General features: G+C 69.5%; 15 protein-coding genes. 9 read left to right on the top strand and 6 right to left on the bottom strand.

Going from position 1 to position 16,161, the window contains the following annotated elements; genetic code table 11:
* Positions 1–20 precede the first annotated feature (20 nt).
* Both rio1 and eif1A read right to left on the bottom strand, forming a co-directional pair.
* Entirely contained in the window at positions 21–899 is an 879-nt protein-coding gene (gene rio1, locus ACYQZ5_RS13325; RefSeq protein WP_379731290.1) for a serine/threonine-protein kinase Rio1, read from the bottom strand.
* A gap of 128 nt (positions 900–1,027) precedes the next feature.
* On the bottom strand, positions 1,028–1,324 hold the full coding sequence (eif1A, locus tag ACYQZ5_RS13320) for a translation initiation factor eIF-1A (RefSeq protein WP_379731289.1): 297 nt from the start codon (positions 1,322–1,324) through the stop codon (positions 1,028–1,030).
* Between the two features lie 161 nt (positions 1,325–1,485).
* Here eif1A and ACYQZ5_RS13315 point away from each other — a divergent pair, with 161 nt between their 5' ends.
* A complete protein-coding gene (locus ACYQZ5_RS13315) occupies positions 1,486–1,665 on the top strand; it encodes a DUF7470 family protein (RefSeq protein ID WP_379731288.1) in 180 nt (59 codons plus the stop codon).
* A 15-nt stretch (positions 1,666–1,680) separates the two neighbouring features.
* Here the strand turns inward: ACYQZ5_RS13315 and ACYQZ5_RS13310 are convergent, their stop codons facing one another.
* The 3 genes from ACYQZ5_RS13310 to rnz form a co-directional block, all read right to left on the bottom strand.
* Entirely contained in the window at positions 1,681–2,679 is a 999-nt protein-coding gene (locus ACYQZ5_RS13310) for a tyrosine--tRNA ligase (RefSeq protein WP_379731287.1), read from the bottom strand.
* A gap of 66 nt (positions 2,680–2,745) precedes the next feature.
* Complete coding sequence (locus ACYQZ5_RS13305; RefSeq protein ID WP_459846460.1) at positions 2,746–4,749, bottom strand: DUF460 domain-containing protein; 2,004 nt, start codon at positions 4,747–4,749, stop codon at positions 2,746–2,748.
* 62 nt (positions 4,750–4,811) lie between these two features.
* A complete protein-coding gene (rnz, locus tag ACYQZ5_RS13300) occupies positions 4,812–5,744 on the bottom strand; it encodes a ribonuclease Z (protein ID WP_459846458.1) in 933 nt (310 codons plus the stop codon).
* A gap of 162 nt (positions 5,745–5,906) precedes the next feature.
* On the opposite strand from rnz, the gene ACYQZ5_RS13295 reads away from it, so the two are divergent.
* The 3 genes from ACYQZ5_RS13295 (at position 5,907) to ACYQZ5_RS13285 (ending at position 9,202) form a co-directional block, all read left to right on the top strand.
* Positions 5,907–7,457: a DUF4382 domain-containing protein gene (locus tag ACYQZ5_RS13295; protein ID WP_379731906.1), complete on the top strand. Its 1,551-nt coding sequence runs from the start codon at positions 5,907–5,909 to the stop codon at positions 7,455–7,457.
* Positions 7,458–7,568: 111 nt separating this feature from the next.
* Positions 7,569–8,591: an AAA family ATPase gene (locus ACYQZ5_RS13290; RefSeq protein ID WP_379818579.1), complete on the top strand. Its 1,023-nt coding sequence runs from the start codon at positions 7,569–7,571 to the stop codon at positions 8,589–8,591.
* Complete coding sequence (locus ACYQZ5_RS13285) at positions 8,591–9,202, top strand: protein sorting system archaetidylserine decarboxylase (protein WP_379731903.1); 612 nt, start codon at positions 8,591–8,593, stop codon at positions 9,200–9,202. The genes ACYQZ5_RS13290 and ACYQZ5_RS13285 overlap by 1 nt, the downstream gene beginning before the upstream one ends.
* Positions 9,203–9,685: 483 nt before the next feature.
* Here ACYQZ5_RS13285 and ACYQZ5_RS13280 read toward each other — a convergent pair whose 3' ends face one another.
* Positions 9,686–10,750 carry a TIGR01177 family methyltransferase gene (locus tag ACYQZ5_RS13280; protein WP_459846456.1) on the bottom strand — a complete coding sequence of 355 codons (1,065 nt, stop codon included), beginning with the start codon at positions 10,748–10,750 and terminating at the stop codon, positions 9,686–9,688.
* 120 nt (positions 10,751–10,870) lie between these two features.
* Between ACYQZ5_RS13280 and ACYQZ5_RS13275 the strand changes: the two genes are divergently transcribed.
* The 5 genes from ACYQZ5_RS13275 (at position 10,871) to ACYQZ5_RS13255 (ending at position 15,761) form a co-directional block, all read left to right on the top strand.
* Positions 10,871–11,431 carry a TATA-box-binding protein gene (locus ACYQZ5_RS13275; protein WP_379732391.1) on the top strand — a complete coding sequence of 187 codons (561 nt, stop codon included), beginning with the start codon at positions 10,871–10,873 and terminating at the stop codon, positions 11,429–11,431.
* Positions 11,432–11,435: 4 nt separating this feature from the next.
* On the top strand, positions 11,436–11,822 hold the full coding sequence (locus ACYQZ5_RS13270) for a DUF7473 family protein (protein ID WP_379732392.1): 387 nt from the start codon (positions 11,436–11,438) through the stop codon (positions 11,820–11,822).
* Positions 11,823–11,886: 64 nt separating this feature from the next.
* Complete coding sequence (locus tag ACYQZ5_RS13265) at positions 11,887–13,188, top strand: amidohydrolase (RefSeq protein WP_379818932.1); 1,302 nt, start codon at positions 11,887–11,889, stop codon at positions 13,186–13,188.
* Between the two features lie 8 nt (positions 13,189–13,196).
* The gene (locus tag ACYQZ5_RS13260) at positions 13,197–14,399 is read left to right on the top strand and encodes an MFS transporter (RefSeq protein WP_459846453.1); all 1,203 of its coding nucleotides are present in this window, start codon (positions 13,197–13,199) and stop codon (positions 14,397–14,399) included.
* A gap of 78 nt (positions 14,400–14,477) precedes the next feature.
* The gene (locus ACYQZ5_RS13255) at positions 14,478–15,761 is read left to right on the top strand and encodes an adenosylhomocysteinase (RefSeq protein ID WP_379732618.1); all 1,284 of its coding nucleotides are present in this window, start codon (positions 14,478–14,480) and stop codon (positions 15,759–15,761) included.
* Positions 15,762–16,161 lie beyond the last annotated feature (400 nt).

Genomic DNA, 16,161 nt, shown 5'->3' with positions numbered 1-16,161 from the left:
AAGCGTTCCTCGTCGGTCGTTCACGCGGCTCCGTCGGGCTCGCCCGCCGGATCCGCGTCGGCCTCGGTGACGTACGCCTCGAGTTCGTCGCCCGTCACGTCCAGCCCCTGCCGCGAGAAGAAGGCGGCGACGTTCTCACAGTCCCGTTCGAGGAACTCGCCGGCGTTGGGGTGGTGGACGGTGACCGCCTGCCCCATGTCGATTATCACCAGCTCCCCCTCGTGGACGATCATGTTGTACTCCGAGAGGTCGCCGTGGACGAGGCCGGCCGAGTGGAGCCGGCGCATGTACTCCCGCACGACCTCGTAGGCCTGCTGGGGGTTCTCCACGTCGACCTCGGCCAGTCGGGGTGCGCGGCGCTCGTCGGCCTGCCCGACCAGCTCCATCACGAGTACGTTCCGCTGGACGGCGATCGGTTCGGGGACGCGCACGCCCGCCTTCTCGGCGCGCTTGAGGTTCGCGAACTCCTTGCGCGTCCAGGCGAGGACGGTCTCCTTCTTGTTGTCCTCCAGCCCCTCGAAGCGGGGGTCGCCTTCGAGATACTCCCGCATCTGTCGGAAGTCGGAGGCGTTGATCCGGTAGATCTTGACCGCTACGTCGCCGGCCTCGCCGCGTGCCTCGTAGACGTTGGCCTCCTTGCCGGTCGACAGCGGGCCGCCGAAGGCGCCGACGTGGCCGTCCTGCACCAGCTTGTACAGCGCGCCCAGCGTGGCGTCGTCGAAGGCGCCCTGCTCGACTTTGAGACGTTCGACGTTCTTCAGCCGCTTCCGGAACTCGTCGAACTCCCGGTCCTGCCGTCGGGCGGTGCTGTCCGCCTCGGTATCGGCGACCTCGATCTCCTCGAACTCGTCGCCGGGCTCCGCCATCTCCTCGTCGACGAAGCCGTAGTCCTCGCTCATTCACTCGAACTTGGGCGTCGTGGCGTAAAAGGGTGGTCCGAGCCGACCGCGGTGAGCGACCTGTCGCGCGCTCCGTCGCGCGACGGCGGAGGCCATGCCGCGGTCGTGGAAGTCGATCTCGGCGCGTCTCAGATGTCTGTTTCCGTGACGTACCCGCCCTCGCGGAGCTGTTCGGCCTCGCGGTTCTCGTAGCGGTGTTCGATGTCGGCCTTCTCGTCCTGCCAGTCCCACGGACTCACGAGCACGAGGTCGCCCTCGCGGATCCAGTCGCGCTTGCGCATCCGGCCGGGGATGCGGGCGGTGCGTTCTTCCCCGTCGGCACACCGGACTGTCACCCGATTCGCGCCGAGCATCTCGACTACCTCGGCGAACAGCTCGTCGTCCTCGGGGGCCCGGATCCCCTCGGGGAGGTCGTCGTTGCTCATCAGCACCGGCTTGGACGCTGGGGTGGTTAAGCGCTGTGGGATTCCGGACCGCCGGAGACTCGCTGTGCTCGTCTCCGTGGACCCACGTTTCCCTCCTCGCGCTGCTCGTCGTGAAACGCAGGACCGCCGGCGTTTTCACCGCACCCTTCGCAGCGTTACGTATGTACGACCGACTCGGTGTCGGCGGTATCGCCGGTATCCTCCTCGTCCTCGCCGGGATCGCACTCGTCGCGTGGCGGGCGCCGATCGTCGCCGCCGGCCTCGCGTTCGTCCTCGCGGGGCTGGGGCTGGTGGTCCGCGCGCTCGTCGGGAACGTGATGCGGCAGTTCGGAATGGTCTAAGGCGAGAAAGCGGCGTCAGTTACGCTGCTCTCGGAGCTTCGCCCGCCCCGGCTCGATCAGTTCGTCGAGGTAGCGCGCCAGCGTCGGCTTGGCGTCGGCGGGGTGGAGTTCGCCCGACGCGAAGTCGGCCTCCAGCTCCTCGTAGCTGTCGTACTCCAGATCGCCGCCGTACTCCTCTGGGCGCTCGACGACCACCTCGTCGAACCGCGGGAACACGTGGTACTCGAAGATTTCCAACACGGGGTTGTTGCGCTCCTCGCCGTCGTCGGTCGGGTCCGGGTCGACCTCGCCCGCCGGGCAGAACGCGCCGTTGACCTTCTCCTCGATGTCCTCCGTGGAGTCCTCCATGGAGATGGTGACGCCCGAACTGCTGGACATCTTCCCGATTCCCGTGGAGAGTTCGGAGATCAGCGGCGTGTGCAGGCAGGTCGGTGACTCGTAGTCGACGCTGGGCAGCGTGTCGCGGGCGAGCATGTGCACTTTCCGCTGCTCCATTCCGCCGACAGCGAGGTCGATGTCGAGGTACTCGATGTCCAGCGCCTGCATCAGCGGGTACACCGCCTGCGAGACGGTCACGGAGTCGCCGGAGCCGATCTCGCTCATCGCTCGCTCGGCGCGGGAGAGCGTCGTCTCCAGTTCGAGCGCGTGGAGGTCGAGCACGTACTCCTCGTCGAACTGGAACTCCGAGCCCAGTCGGAACTCGGTCTTCTCCTCGTCGAGCCCGTAGGCGACGAACTGCTCCTGCATCCGCTCGGCGGTGTCACGGATCTCTGCGAACGTCCCCTTTCCGTTGAGGTAGGCGTGGACGTCCGCGAGCAGGATCACGACCTCCATCCCCGCCTCCTGCAGGTCGATCAGCTTGTTCGCGCCCAGCATGTGCCCGATGTGGAGCACGCCGGAGGGCTCGTAGCCGACGTAGGCGCGCTTCCCTTCGGGATCGGCTGCCAGCTCCTCGACCTCGTCCTCGGTGACGACCTCCGCGGCGTTGCGGGTGATCAGGTCGTGTGCGTCCATACCCGAACTGCCCCGGGAGCGGGGTTAGGCTTTCTGGAACTGTGTGAACGAGGCGAACGGTGACGCCTACGCGCCTTCCCCACCCAGCCGCTCGTCGGCGCGGTGCTCGGAGATCACGCGATCCATCATGCTCTCGGTCTGCTCGCGCCGACGCTCCTCGGCGCGGTCCTCCCAGTCGTCGATCGCCTCTTCGACCTCGCTTTCGCGGGCCACGGCCAGTTCGTCCACCTCCTGTATCGTCACGGGGTCGGCCGGCGCCACGGGGATCTCGTGGTCGAACAGCACCGCGTCGGCCTCCTCCGAGAGGTTTCCGTTTTTGAGCACCAGCCGTGGCTCGGTCTCGGCGAGCCGCTCGGCCGTCGACGTGCCGGCGCCGCTTGCGTCCCGGAGGTAGATCACGTCGCCGGCCGCGAGACCGAACTCCTCGTCGGCGCGGTCGATCGCGTCGCGGGTGAACTGCGGGATCGTCTTCACCGCGACGAGGTCGCGGTCGCCTGCCACGTCGCTGAAGTCCGAGTGGTCCAGCTTCCAGAGCGTCTTCAGCCGGGCGAGCTTCTCGTGAAGCTCCTCGTTCTCCGCGATCGCCTCGTCGCGCTCGCGTTCGAGGCGCTCGGCGCGGCGTTCGAGCCGGTTCACCTCGCGGCGCTCGCGAGCCTCGCGCCGTTCTTTCTTGCGGGCGTCGCTGAGCTCGCGCTCGTACTCTCTGATCTCGTTTTCCTTCTCCTCGAGCTCTTCTTCAAGCTCCTCGGTGTGCTCCTTGAGCCGGCCCACCTGCGCTTCGAGGTCGCGGATGCGCCGCTCCTCCTCGGTGAGTTCGCGCTCCTCGTGTTCCTGCTCGTCTTCCTCGTCGGCGCCGTCGTCGGTCAGCTCCCGGACGACCGCTTCCACGGACTCCTCGCCGGAGACGACCCGGGCGATCACCGCCTCGCGGTCGAGCTTCGGGGGCACCTTCGCGGCGATGCGCTCGAACTGGTCGGCGTGGTCGTCGACGGCGAACAGCGCCGCCGCGAGCGCGTCCCGCTCGTGGTCGTTCTCGTAGGCGTGATCGCGGGTACGGTGGAGCTTCTCGTCGACCGGCAGGTCGGACTCGGGCGTCCAGCCCGCCGCGTCGAAGCTCCGGCGGAACTTCTCGACGGTCTCGGGCATCGGCGTCACGTCCGCTGCCACGAGCATCGGCCGGCCGCGCTCGATCAGCCACTCGGTGAGTTCGGCGGTGTCGCTCGTCCGCGAGGAGAAGAGGTCGTGGACGGTGCCGTCAAGCCCCACCACGGCCGCGGCGGTGGTCGTGCCGGGGTCGATCCCGACGACCACGTGGTCCCGCCGCTTCACGAGCGGTTCGAACTCGATGCCGTCGCGGCGCTCGCGCTCGATCTCGATCCGCACGTCGCCGTTCCGCGTGTTCGAGACGGGGATGTCCTCGGGGCGGGCCTCGACGGTGAAGACCGCGTTCGAGAGGCCGCCGTACTTCTCGGTCACCTCCTTCTCGTACTCGAGGTTCGCGTCGTCGAGATCGGACTCCACCTCGCGGGCGGCCTTCCGGACGTTGCCGTGGATCCGGCGGGTGAAGCGGTCCTCGCTCCACCCCCCGCCGCCGCCAGCCGAGCGGCCGCGGGAGACCTTGACGGTGGTCGTGTCGCCGAAGGCGGTCACGCGCTGGCCGACGTTACGGTGGGCCAGCCGCGCGGCCGCCTCGGCCTCCTTCATCGGCTTCTTCGCGTAGGGGACGCCGTAGCGCTGGGCGACCCGCGAGAGCGGTTCGGGGCGGTTCGCGCCCGTCACCTGCACGAGATCGGTGCCGGCGGGGAGCGACCGGAGAAAGCCCACGAGGGCGTTCTTGTCGGCCGCGAGTTCGTACATGTTGTCGACGGCCAGCCGGGTCGGCTCCGCCTCCTCGATCAGGCGGCGGAGCTTCCGGCGCGAGACGGCGTCGCGCTCGACGCCGGCCTCCCCCTCGTCGCCGTCGTCGGGGCGGAGGATCACGAGGGCGTAGGTCGGCGCGTCGCCGCGGACGTCGCCGCTCTGGATGTCGACGCCGAACACCGGCCCGTCGGTGGGGCTCGGGGCGTTCACAGCCGCGGTTGGCGCTTGCCGGCTAAATATCCGACGCCGGGGTGGCTGTTCGTCCGCCGTGCCTACTCCCCATCGGGGAACGGGATCTCGATCGTCCGCCCGTCCTCGGCGACGAAACAGTCCCCGTCGAACGACGCGCCGGCCTCGCGTTCGTGGCCCGAGGCGTCACCCGGATACCGCGAGGAGATGTGGGTCAGCGCCAGCCGCTTCGCGCCGGCGCGCTGGGCGATCTCGCCGGCCTCGCGAGCGGTCGCGTGGCCGGTCGAGCGCGCGCGGCCGGCCATCTCGTCGTCGAACGTCGCGTCGTGGATCAGCAGGTCCGGCTCGTCGGCGACTTCGACGGTCGACTCGACGGGCCGAGTGTCGCCGGTGTACACCAGCGAGCGGCCGGGTCGGGGGTCGCCGACGACCTGCTCAGGCTCGATGACGCGGCCGTCGTCGAGTTCGACCGTCTCCCCCTCGTGAAGCTTGCCGTAGGCCGGGCCGGGCGGGATATCCAGTTCTTCCTCGGCTTTCTCGCGCATGAACCGCCCCTTCCGGTCGTCCTCGATCAGCGCGTACCCCTGCGAAGTGGTGCGGTGTTCGGTCTCGAACGCGCGGATCTCGAACGCGTCGCCGTCGATGGCGACGTTGCCGGGCGCGACCTCGTGGATCCGGACCGGGAACCCGGTGTCGTGCCCGCCGGCGCCGATCAGGTCACGTATCTGCCGGCGCGAGCCGGGCGGGGCGTGGATCGCCAGTGCGCCCGTGCGGTCCTGGAAGTCCCACGTCTGGAGCAGACCGGGCAGCCCGAGGATGTGGTCGCCGTGGAGATGCGTGAGCAGCACGTGCTCCACGTCGAACCCGGTGTTGAACCGCATCATCTGCCGCTGGGTCCCCTCGCCGCAGTCGAAGAGGAACCGTTCGCCCTCGCGGTTCACCATCACCGCGCTCGGGGCCCGCCGCGTCGTCGGCACCGCCCCGCTGGTGCCGAGGAACGTCGTCCGGAGAGTCATGGCTGTGGGTGGTTCGGGCGGCGGTTTACCGCTGTCGACTCGGCGAACGCCTCAGCCGGCCGGTTCCCGCCGGTCTCGCGGGCTTTATTCGACTGAAACGGCCCCCATCCGGCTGAAACGCTACTGGGGGTTATCCCGCTCGAGCGAGTAGGGTGGAGCACGATGAAACGCCAGACTGTAGCGACGGTTCTCGCCGCGGCCATGCTCCTCCTCGCGGGGTGTGGCTCCGGCGTCGCTCCGGGCGGGAGCGACGGTAGTGGGGAGGGGACGGTCAACATGTACATCAGCGACCAGAACAACGCGATAGACGACTTCGAGCACCTCAACGTCACGGTGACTCAGATCGCGGCCCACCGCGTCGACGACTCCGAGGGCGACGCCGAGGAGTCGGAAACCGAGGTTTCAGAGACTGAGGTCTCCGAGACCGAGGAGATCGACGCCGAGGACGACGGCTGGGTCACGCAGGACGTCGACAACGTCACCGTCGACCTGACCGAGCTACAGGGCAACAACGCCACGGTCGTCGGGCAGATCGACGCGCCCAACGGCACCTACGACAAGGTGTTCGTCCACATCAGCGACGTGAACGGCACGCTGACGGACGGCTCCTCGACCAACGTGAAGCTGCCGAGCAGCAAGCTCCACCTCAACGAGGAGTTCACCGTCGGTAACGGCGAGGAGATCGACTTCGTGTTCGACATCACCGTCGTGAAGCGCGGCCAGTCGGGCAGCTACAACATCCAGCCGGTCGCGAGCGAGTCCGGCCCCGATCAGGAGATCGAGGAGCGCCCCGCCGCGAAGCAGGGCGACCGTGACGACGAGGACGAGGACGAGGAGGCCGAGACGGAGGCGACGACGGAGACGGCGACAGCGACGACCGAGACGAGCGCGAGCCTCGACTTCTACGTCAGCGACGAGCGCAACGCCATCGCCGACTTCGACCACCTCAACGTCACCATCGAGAAGGTCGGCGTCCACCGTGTCGACGACGGCGGCGAGAACGAGAGCGCGTGGGTCGAGAAGGACGTGAACAACGTCACCGTCGATCTGACCGAGCTTCAGGGCGCAAACGCCTCGAAGCTCGGGACCCTCGCGGTCCAGAACGGCACCTACGACAAGACGTTCGTCCACATCGCCGCGATCAACGGCACGCTGAACGACGGCACCTCGACGAACGTGAAGCTGCCGAGCAACAAGCTCCAGCTCAAGAAGGAGTTCACCGTCGGTAACGGCGAGGCGGTCGACTTCGTGTTCGACATCACCGTGTTCAAGGCGGGCAACTCCGGGAAGTACATCCTCAAGCCGGTCGTGGGCGAGTCCGGCACGGGCGACCAGGTCGAGATCGAGGAGAAAGACGACCGACCTGAGGAGGCCGAGGAGAACGAGACTGACGACGACGAGGCAGAACAGCCCCTCGAACTCTCCCTCGACGGCAACGCGACCGCCGGCGAGAACGTGACCGTGACGGTCACCCAGAACGGCAGCGCCGTCACCGGCGCCGTCGTGACCGCAAACGGCGAGGAGATCGGCGAGACGGGCGAGAACGGCACCATCGTCGTGGCCGTGCCCACCGACGCCGAGGAACTCGAACTCGCGGCCGAACGCGGCGAGGCCGAGGGTGAACTCGAGGTCGCCGTCGAGCAGTCCGGCGACGACGGGACGCCGACGGCGAACGGCACCGAGTCGTCCGCCCTCGCCGGCCCCGTCTTCTAACTACTGCGACCGCGCGGTTTTGCACTTCTTCGAGCGTTCTCGTCGATAGCGACGGCAAAAGTGTCGCCCGGACCGGGGAGTTCTTACCCCCCGACGGGCTATCCCGAGCCGATGGACGAGCCGCTCTGGACCGAGCGCCACGCGCCCGCGATCGCGGACCTGCCGCAGGCGGAGGCCCGCGAGCGCCTCGAGCGAGCCGTCGACGAGCCGATGAACCTCGTCGTGCAGGGGCCGCCGGGCGCCGGCAAGACCGCCGCCGTCCGGGCGCTGGCCCGCGAGGCGCACGAGGACTACGAGAACGACCTCGTGGAGATCAACGTCGCGGACTTCTTCGACCGGACGAAGAAGGAGATCCGCGAGGACCCCCGGTTCGCGCAGTTCCTCGAAGGGCGGAGCCGGATGGCAAAGCGAGACATGATCAACCGCGTGCTCAAAGAATCCGCGAGCTACGCGCCGGTCTCGGGGGAGTTCAAGACGGTCCTGCTGGACAACGCCGAGGCGATCCGCGAGGACTTCCAGCAGGCGCTGCGTCGGGTGATGGAGCAGCACCACCGCACCACGCAGTTCGTGATCGCCACCCGCCAGCCCTCGAAGCTGATCGCGCCGATCCGCTCGCGGTGTTTCCCGGTCCCCGTCAGGGCGCCGAGCCACGACGAGATCGAGAGCGTGCTCGCCGAGATCCTCGACGCCGAGGACGTCGAGTACGACGACGACGGGCTGGAGTTCGTCGCGGGCTACGCCGACGGCGACCTGCGGAAAGCCGTGCTCGGCGCCCAGACGGCCGCCGCCCAGCACGAGGAGGTGACGATGCAGGCGGCCTACGAGGTGCTGGACGAGGTGGGCCACGACGACGAACTCGCGTCGGCGCTCTCTGCGGCCGCGGAGGGCGACTTCTCGACGGCGCGCTCGACCGTCGACGACCTGCTCGACGAGGGGTACGACGGCGAGGAACTGTTACAGGAGCTGCTGCGGGTCGCCCGCAGCGAGTACTCCGGCGAGAAACTCGCGCGGCTCTACCGGCTCGCGGGCGAGGCCGACGCCGACCTGATCGAGGGGAGCGACGACACGATCCACCTCACCCACCTGCTGAGTTCGTGGGCCGCGGGCCGTAATCACCTGCGGGGGGAGGCCTGATGGAGCTTCCCGGCCCGTCGCTTGCACCCGGCGCACTCCGGTACGGGCTCCCGCCGCTTTTCGCCGGCATCGTGCTGACGCCGCTGTCGGGGCCGATCGGCCTCACGCTGGCCGCACTGGGGGTGGCGGCGATCCTGTTTCACCGCGACCCCGAGCGCGAACCGCCCGAGTCGGGGTTCGTCGCGCCCGCCGACGGCAGCGTCTCGGTGATCCGCGAGGAGGAGGGCCGCATCCGCGTGGGCGTGTTCATGAACGTCACCGACGTGCACGTGAACCGAGCGCCCGCCGACGGCGCCGTCGAGTCGGTCACCCACCGCGCCGGAGCGAACAAGCCGGCGTTCTCCAAGGAGTCCGAGCGGAACGAGCGCGTCGAGATCGACTGCGGGGAGTACGAACTCTCGCTGATCGCGGGCTGGTTCGCCCGCCGGATTCACCCGTACGTCGAGGAGGGCGAGTCGGTCGAGCGGGGGGAGAAGGTCGGCCACATCAGTTTCGGCAGCCGCGTCGACGTGCTGCTGCCCGAACGGGTGGAGTTCGCGGATTTGCGTGTGAAGGAGGGCGAGGACGTGACGGCGGGGGAGACGGTGGTTGCGGTGGATACCGGGGAATAGGCTGTTTGGCTTCTCTGTTTAGTCGCTTGTCGAGGTGGGGTTGCGAACAGGACCACGGAGTTCGCTGTTTTCGACGGTGGGCGTACCGCGTATCTCGGTGTCCCAACTCCGAACAGGACCGCGGAGTGAGCTTGGCCACTTGTGACCGCACCGCCCCGCACAGCCCACAGACCTCCCCAGCCGACTCGTTCCTTCGCTGTCGCTCAGTCACTCGTCCCTCGCGCGCTCGTTCGCGCACGGAGGCGCTTACGTCGCGCGCCACCGCCGGCCGCGGTGCGGTCGCGGTGGACGCCTCGCCGGCGCCACCGGTCGGCGCCGGCGGGGGGAGGGGTGGGGACTCGGCGCTGTGCCGGACCTCGTGTCCGGCACGCTGCGGTCACAAGTGGTCTACGAACGAGATGCTGTTGCGGTCGCTGTCTCACCTACCGGCGATCGACCTTCTGTCGCAGTCACTGTCCGAGCAGCCCGAAAACGGACTCCTCGCTATCGATCGTCCGGCCGCTTCTCCAGAACGTGGACGTGCCGAGTCAGCGAGCGATGGACCCGTCGCTCGAAGCGATCCGTGACCCGCCACGCCGTCGCCGAAACCGCCTCGCGCCAGTCACGATCGGCCATCAGCACGCAGGTCGCATCGGCCGTGCTCACCCGCGCCGCCTCCGATAGCGCCCCCGCCACGAGGTCCTCCAAGCGATGCGTCGCGATCTTCGACTGCCGGCCGTACGGCGCGTCGAACGCCACGCCGTCGACGGCGCCCTCCCGCAGCGGGAGCGCGGTCGCGTCCGCCCGGGCGACCGCCGAATCGACGCCCTCGACCAGCGCGTCGAGGTTCTTCGCCGTCCCGCGGACCATCTTCCACTGCGCGTCGGTTCCCACCAGATCGGCGCCGACGAGGCCGGCCTCGATCAACAGCCCGCCCGTGCCGCACATGGGGTCCAGAATCCGCCGCCCCGACGCCGCGCCGGCGATGTTCGCGAGCGCCCGGGCGTCCATCGGTGCCATGCTCCCGGGCTGGAAGAACGGCCGATCCGTGGGCTGGCGCTCGCCGAAGTCGCGCTCGGACTCGCAGTCGAGCCAGCCGAGCACGCAGACCCCTTCGTTGGCGGGAATCTGCCCCTGCTCGGCGGCCGCGGCGTCGCTGTCCGGGTCTGCCAGCCCGTCCTCGGCGGAGAACAGCGCCCGCAGTTCGTGGTCCGGATCGTCGAGATCCACCTCGAACCCGCGGTCGACGAGCACGCCGCCGAGTCGGCGCTCCGCGGCCGCGGTACTCACGCCCGTGAGTCCGCGCACGTCGCGGGCGCGCACCGCGACCGTCCCCTCGCGGTCGATCCCGGCGGCCTCGAGCGCGACCGCGGCGGCGTCGACGCTCGCCTCGGTCCGGGCCACCAGCTCGTCGGCGGCGTGCGTGTACGCCAGCCCGCGGAGGCGGTCGCGGTCGACGTGGCCCGCACGGGCGAGGCCGGGCGCGAGCAGTTCGACGCCCGCCGCGGCGGCTTCGGCCTCGCGGGCCGCGAACGCGTCGTCCTCGCCGGCGAGTTCGAGACAGTACACGCCCGAGGGTGGGTCGGGAGCCGGAAAGAGGCTGGCGTTCCGCCGTGGGCGCCCCTGCTGGGGGTTCCGGCACGTCTGACCCACCAACCTATTTAAACCTCTCCGCCGACCCTTAAAGCGATGACCGACCCCAAGGAGACGATCACCATCGAGAACGTCGTTGCCTCGACGGGCATCGGCCAAGAGCTCGATCTCCAGAGTGTCGCCATGGATCTGGAGGGCGCCGACTACGACCCCGAGCAGTTCCCGGGGCTGGTCTACCGCACGCAGGACCCCAAATCCGCCGCGCTGATCTTCCGTTCGGGCAAGATCGTCTGCACCGGTGCGAAGTCGACCGACGACGTCCACGAGAGCCTCCACATCGTCTTCGACAAACTGCGGGAGCTGAGCATCCCGATCGAGGACGACCCGGAGATCACCGTCCAGAACATCGTCACCAGCGCCGACCTCGGCGAGAGCCTGAACCTCAACGCTATCGCCATCGGCCTCGGGCTGGAGAGCATCGAGTACGAGCCCGAGCAGTTCCCGGGGCTGGTCTACCGGCTGGAGGAGCCGGACGTGGTCGCGCTGCTGTTCGGCTCCGGCAAGCTCGTCATCACCGGCGGGAAGGAGCCGGCAGACGCCGCCGAGGCCGTCGACGTGATCACCGAACGGCTCGACGAACTCGGCCTGCTGGACTGACAGCGTGCTCTCCTTGGTCGCCGTTTCCCAGCCGGCCACGCTGCAGGCGACGACCCTCTCGGTGATCGCGACGTGGCTGCTGTTCGCCGCCTTCCTCTCGCTGACCGCCTTCATCGCCGCCCGCAACCTGCTCGGCGACGTGTCGCTCTCCCCGCACGCGATCGTGGGGCCGCCGGTCGCGGCGATCGCGTTCCTCGTGGCGACGTTCGAGTTCTCGCCGCTGCTCGGCCTCCTCGCCGCGCTGGCCGTCGACGCCGTCGCCTTCCGCTACATCCACGGCCTGAACCGCCGGCTGCTCGCGGGCGTCGTCGTCATCCACTTCACGGTGAGCGTCATCCTCGGCGCGATCCTGTTCAGTCTGATCGCGCTGATCGGCTCGGCGCCGGTGTAGCACGCGGCTGTCGTCGGCGTCGAGGAACGACGGCTTAACGCCCCCGGCCCCGCCACTCCCGGGCATGAATACGCTCCGTATCGCGAACGGCCGCGTGCTCCGCCCCGACCACTCGATCGCCGAGGCCGACGTGCTGATCGACCAGTCGACGGGCGACATCGACCGCGTCGCCGCCCCCGACGAGATCGACGCTACGGCGGAGGAGACGCTCGACGCCGGCGGCGGCCTCGTCGTCCCCGGCCTCGTCAACGCCCACGGCCACGCCCCGATGACGCTGCTCCGGGGGTACGCCGACGACAAGCCCCTCGACGCGTGGCTGCAGGAGGACATCTGGCCCGCGGAGGGCGAACTCACCGCCGAGGACATCCGCGTCGGCACCGAACTCGCCGCGGTCGAGATGATCCGCACCGGGACGACCGGCTTCGTCGACATGTACTTCGAGGAGCCTCACGTCGCCGGCGTCGTCGAGAGCTCTGGCCTGCGCGCGATGCTCGGCCACGGCTTCGTCTCCGTCGGCAAATCCGAGGAGGGCGCCCGCGAGGACATGGAGAAGAGCGTCAACTTCGCCGAGCAGTACGACGGCCTCGCCGGCGGCCGGATCTCGACGGCGGTGATGCCCCACTCGCTGACGACGGTGAACGAGGAACTCCTCCGAGAGGCCGTCGAGCGCGCCCGCGAGGCCGACCTCCCGGTCCACATCCACGCCAACGAGACCGAGGACGAGGTCGCGCCGATCGTCGACGAGCGCGGCGTTCGCCCGCTTGCGTACGCCGAGGACGTGGGCCTGCTCGCGGACGGCGACTTCCTCGCTCACTGCGTCCACGTCGACGACGAGGAGATCGAACTCCTCGCCGACTCCGAGGCCGTCGCGGTCCACTGCCCGGCCTCGAACGCCAAGCTCGCGTCCGGGATCGCTCCCGTCGCCGAAATGCTCGACGCGGGCGTCACGGTCGGCCTCGGCACCGACGGCGCCGCCTCGAACAACGACCTCGACATGTTCGACGAGATCCGCGACGCCGCGATGCTCGGGAAGCTCGGCGCCGACGACGCCGCGGCGGTCCCGGCGAGCGCGGCGGTCCGGATGGCGACCGAGGGGTCGGCGGCGGCGCTCGGCTTCGACTCCGGCCGGATCGAGGCGGGCGCGAACGCGGATCTCGCGGTCGTCGATCTCGACGCGGCGCACCTGACGCCCGAGCACGATCTGGTGAGCCACCTCGCGTACGCGACGAGCGGGCAGGACGTGCGGCACACCGTCTGTGACGGCGAGGTGCTGATGGAAGACCGGGAGATTCAGACGCTGGACGCCGAGGCGGTGAAAGAACGCGCCGAGGAGCAGGCCGAGGCGCTGGCCGACCGGGTGGCGTAGCCGGCGGAATGGACCGTACCGACCTTCGGTTCTCGGGATGGGAGTTGGTCGTCGCCGCGGCCCTGGCGATGGGTGCCGCGGGGATCTACCAGTTCGGCTGGTCGTCGATCCGACTCCCGCTCGGGAGCCGGCTGGGGGCGCCGGAGTCGGCGCTCGGCACCGTGTTCACGCTGTTCGTCGTCTTCCAGACGCTCGGGCAGTTCCCCGCGGGCTGGGTTCGCGACCGCTACGGCCCGCGACCCCCGCTGGTGGCGGGAGCGATCTGTCTGACCGGCGGCCTCGCGGCCCTCGCGGTCGCGCGCTCGCTGCCGGCGGCCTACCTCGGCTACGCGCTGGGCGGTGTGGGCGTCAGCGCCGTCTACACCGTCGCGGTCAACACGCCGGTGAAGTGGTTCACCGACCGTCGCGGGCTCGCTACGGGGATCGTCGGCATGTCCTTCCCCGGCCTCAGCTTCCTCCTGATTCCGGCGCTTCGGGGCGGCGTGGCCGCCCAGTTCGAGCGGACGCTGCTGGTGTTCGCGGCGGCGGTCGGCGGCGCCGCGCTCGTGGCGGCAGCCGTGCTTCGCGATCCACCGTCGACGGCGTTCGACGCGGAGGCCGGGGTCGACGCCACGGACGAAAACGCAGTCGGGTGGCGCGGCGCGGTCCGGACGTGGCAGTTCTGGCTGCTGTATCTGGTCTTCGTCGCCGTCAACGGCGTCGGGCTGATGGTCATCGGCAAGGTCGTCTCCTTCGCGTCGGCGCTGTCGCTGCCGGCGGCGGCCGGCACCGCGGCGGCGTCGGCGGTCGCGCTCTCGGAAGCCGGCGGGACGGTGGTCGGCGGGAGCCTCTCGGACCGGTTCGGCCGCCGGCGCACGGTCACTGTCTCGCTCGTGCTCTGTGGGGTGGCGCTCGCGGGCGCCGTCGCCGCCGGGGAGGCCGGCTTCGGGGCGGGCTTCGTCGTGCTGATCGGCGCCGCCGCGCTGTTCCGTGCGCCGGTGTTCGCGGTGTTTCCCAACATCGTCGCCGACTACTACGGCCGGACCTACTCCTCGGAGAACTACGCGGCGCTGTACACCGGGAAGCTATTCGGCGGCGTGCTCGGCGGGACGGTCGCGAGCGGGCTGGTGCTCGTGATCGGCTGGTCGGCCTCCTTCGCGATCGGAGCCGTGTTGGCGGTGCTGGCGGGGGTCGCGATGGTGTTCCTCCGGCCGACTGCCGCCGCGAACTGACCTTTCGACCGGCACGGTTGCCCGTCACCGTGCCGGACCTTCGACACCGTTTTGCGCTCCCTCCCAGAACCTACAGCCATGAGTTCCTACGAGCGCGTCACCGCGCACGTCGACAACCCCGAGGCGCTCCGCGAGGAGGGCCGCCGGAAGATGGACTGGGCGCTCCAGCACATGCCCATCCTCCAGTCGATCCGGGAGGATTTCGAGGCCGAGAAACCCCTGACGGGAGAGACGATCGGGATGGCGATGCACGTCGAGGCCAAGACGGCGATCCTCGTCGAGACGCTCGCCCTCGGCGGCGCCGAGGTCGCGGTCACCGGCTGCAACCCCCTCTCGACCCACGACGACGTGAGCGTCGCGCTGGACGCCGTCGACAACGTCACCTCCTACGCCGTTCGCGGCGTCGACGACGAGGAGTACTACGCCGCCATCGAGTCCGTCATCGACCACGAGCCGACGATCACGGTCGACGACGGCGCGGACATGGTGTTCCGCATCCACCAGGAGCACCCCGAGCTGATCGACTCCATCGTCGGCGGCGCCGAGGAGACGACCACCGGCGTCCACCGCCTGCGCGCGATGGACGAGGACGGGGAGCTGAACTACCCGATGTTCGCGGTCAACGACACGCCGATGAAGCGCCTGTTCGACAACGTCCACGGGACGGGCGAGTCGGCGCTGTCGGCGATCGCGATGACCACGAACCTCTCGTGGGCCGGCAAGACGGTCGTCGTCGCCGGCTACGGCTACTGCGGCAAGGGCGTGGCCTCGAAGGCGGCCGGGCAGGACGCCAACGTCGTCGTCTGTGAGGTCGAGCCGCGCAAGGCGCTGGAAGCGCACATGGAGGGGTACGACGTGCTGCCGATGGCCGAGGCCGCCGAGGAGGGCGACGTGTTCATCACCACCACCGGGAACAAGGACGTGATCACCCGCGAGCACTTCGAGAAGATGCAGGACGGCGTGCTGCTGGCCAACGCGGGCCACTTCGACGTGGAGATCAATCTCGACGACCTCGACGACCTCGCGGTCGACCGCTACGAGGCCCGCGACGGCGTCGAAGCGTTCGAGATGGCCGACGGCCGCCGGCTGAACGTGCTCGCCGAGGGGCGACTCGTCAACCTCGCCGCGCCCGTCGGGCTGGGCCACCCCGTCGAGGTTATGGACCAGTCCTTCGGGATTCAGGCGGTCTGCGTCCGGGAGATCGTGGAGAACGGCGACGAGTACGAGGCTGGGGTCCACGAAGTGCCGGACGAACTGGACAAGGAAGTCGCGGAGATCAAGCTCGCCGCCGAGGGCGTCGAGTACGACGGGCTGACCGACGAGCAGGTCGAGTACATGTCGTCGTGGCAGCACGGGACGTAGATTCGCGGTTCTGAGGGCCGTTTTCCGGTGGTTTTGGCGTCGTCGTTGATGGCGGTCGGACTGGTGACTCGAACAGCAACGGCAGTTCGAGGCTAGACCACTTGCGACCGCACCGCCTCCGCACGGCCTCGGACCTCCCCAGCCGACTCGCTCGCGATGCTCGCTCGTCCCTCGCGCTCGCTCGCGCACGGAGGCGCGACCGTTTCGCGCCAACCGCCGCAGCGGTGCGGTGGCGGTGGACGCCGCGGGCCGGCAGCGGTCGCCGGCCCGCGGGGGAGGGGTGGGGACTCGGTACTGCGCCGGGCTTTCTGTCCGGCGCACTGCGGCCGCAAGTGGCCAAGCATCGAGATGCTGTTGCCGCCGCGGTTGCTGTCGAACGCACTCCCCGATACCCTCACGT

The sequence above is a fragment of the Halolamina salina genome (assembly GCF_054653455.1).
The sequence above is the reverse complement of the archived record's forward strand: the minus strand, read 5'-3'. Positions and strand labels throughout refer to the sequence as shown.

Bases quoted from the DNA above. Each gene is read 5' to 3' on its own strand.
- rio1 (WP_379731290.1), bottom strand. From the start codon at position 899: ATGAGCGAGGACTACGGCTTCGTCGACGAGGAGATGGCGGAGCCCGGC.
- eif1A (WP_379731289.1), bottom strand. From the start codon at position 1,324: ATGAGCAACGACGACCTCCCCGAGGGGATCCGGGCCCCCGAGGACGAC.
- ACYQZ5_RS13315 (WP_379731288.1), top strand. From the start codon at position 1,486: ATGTACGACCGACTCGGTGTCGGCGGTATCGCCGGTATCCTCCTCGTC.
- ACYQZ5_RS13310 (WP_379731287.1), bottom strand. From the start codon at position 2,679: ATGGACGCACACGACCTGATCACCCGCAACGCCGCGGAGGTCGTCACC.
- rnz (WP_459846458.1), bottom strand. From the start codon at position 5,744: ATGACTCTCCGGACGACGTTCCTCGGCACCAGCGGGGCGGTGCCGACG.
- ACYQZ5_RS13295 (WP_379731906.1), top strand. From the start codon at position 5,907: ATGAAACGCCAGACTGTAGCGACGGTTCTCGCCGCGGCCATGCTCCTC.
- ACYQZ5_RS13290 (WP_379818579.1), top strand. From the start codon at position 7,569: ATGGACGAGCCGCTCTGGACCGAGCGCCACGCGCCCGCGATCGCGGAC.
- ACYQZ5_RS13285 (WP_379731903.1), top strand. From the start codon at position 8,591: ATGGAGCTTCCCGGCCCGTCGCTTGCACCCGGCGCACTCCGGTACGGG.
- ACYQZ5_RS13275 (WP_379732391.1), top strand. From the start codon at position 10,871: ATGACCGACCCCAAGGAGACGATCACCATCGAGAACGTCGTTGCCTCG.
- ACYQZ5_RS13265 (WP_379818932.1), top strand. From the start codon at position 11,887: ATGAATACGCTCCGTATCGCGAACGGCCGCGTGCTCCGCCCCGACCAC.
- ACYQZ5_RS13260 (WP_459846453.1), top strand. From the start codon at position 13,197: ATGGACCGTACCGACCTTCGGTTCTCGGGATGGGAGTTGGTCGTCGCC.
- ACYQZ5_RS13255 (WP_379732618.1), top strand. From the start codon at position 14,478: ATGAGTTCCTACGAGCGCGTCACCGCGCACGTCGACAACCCCGAGGCG.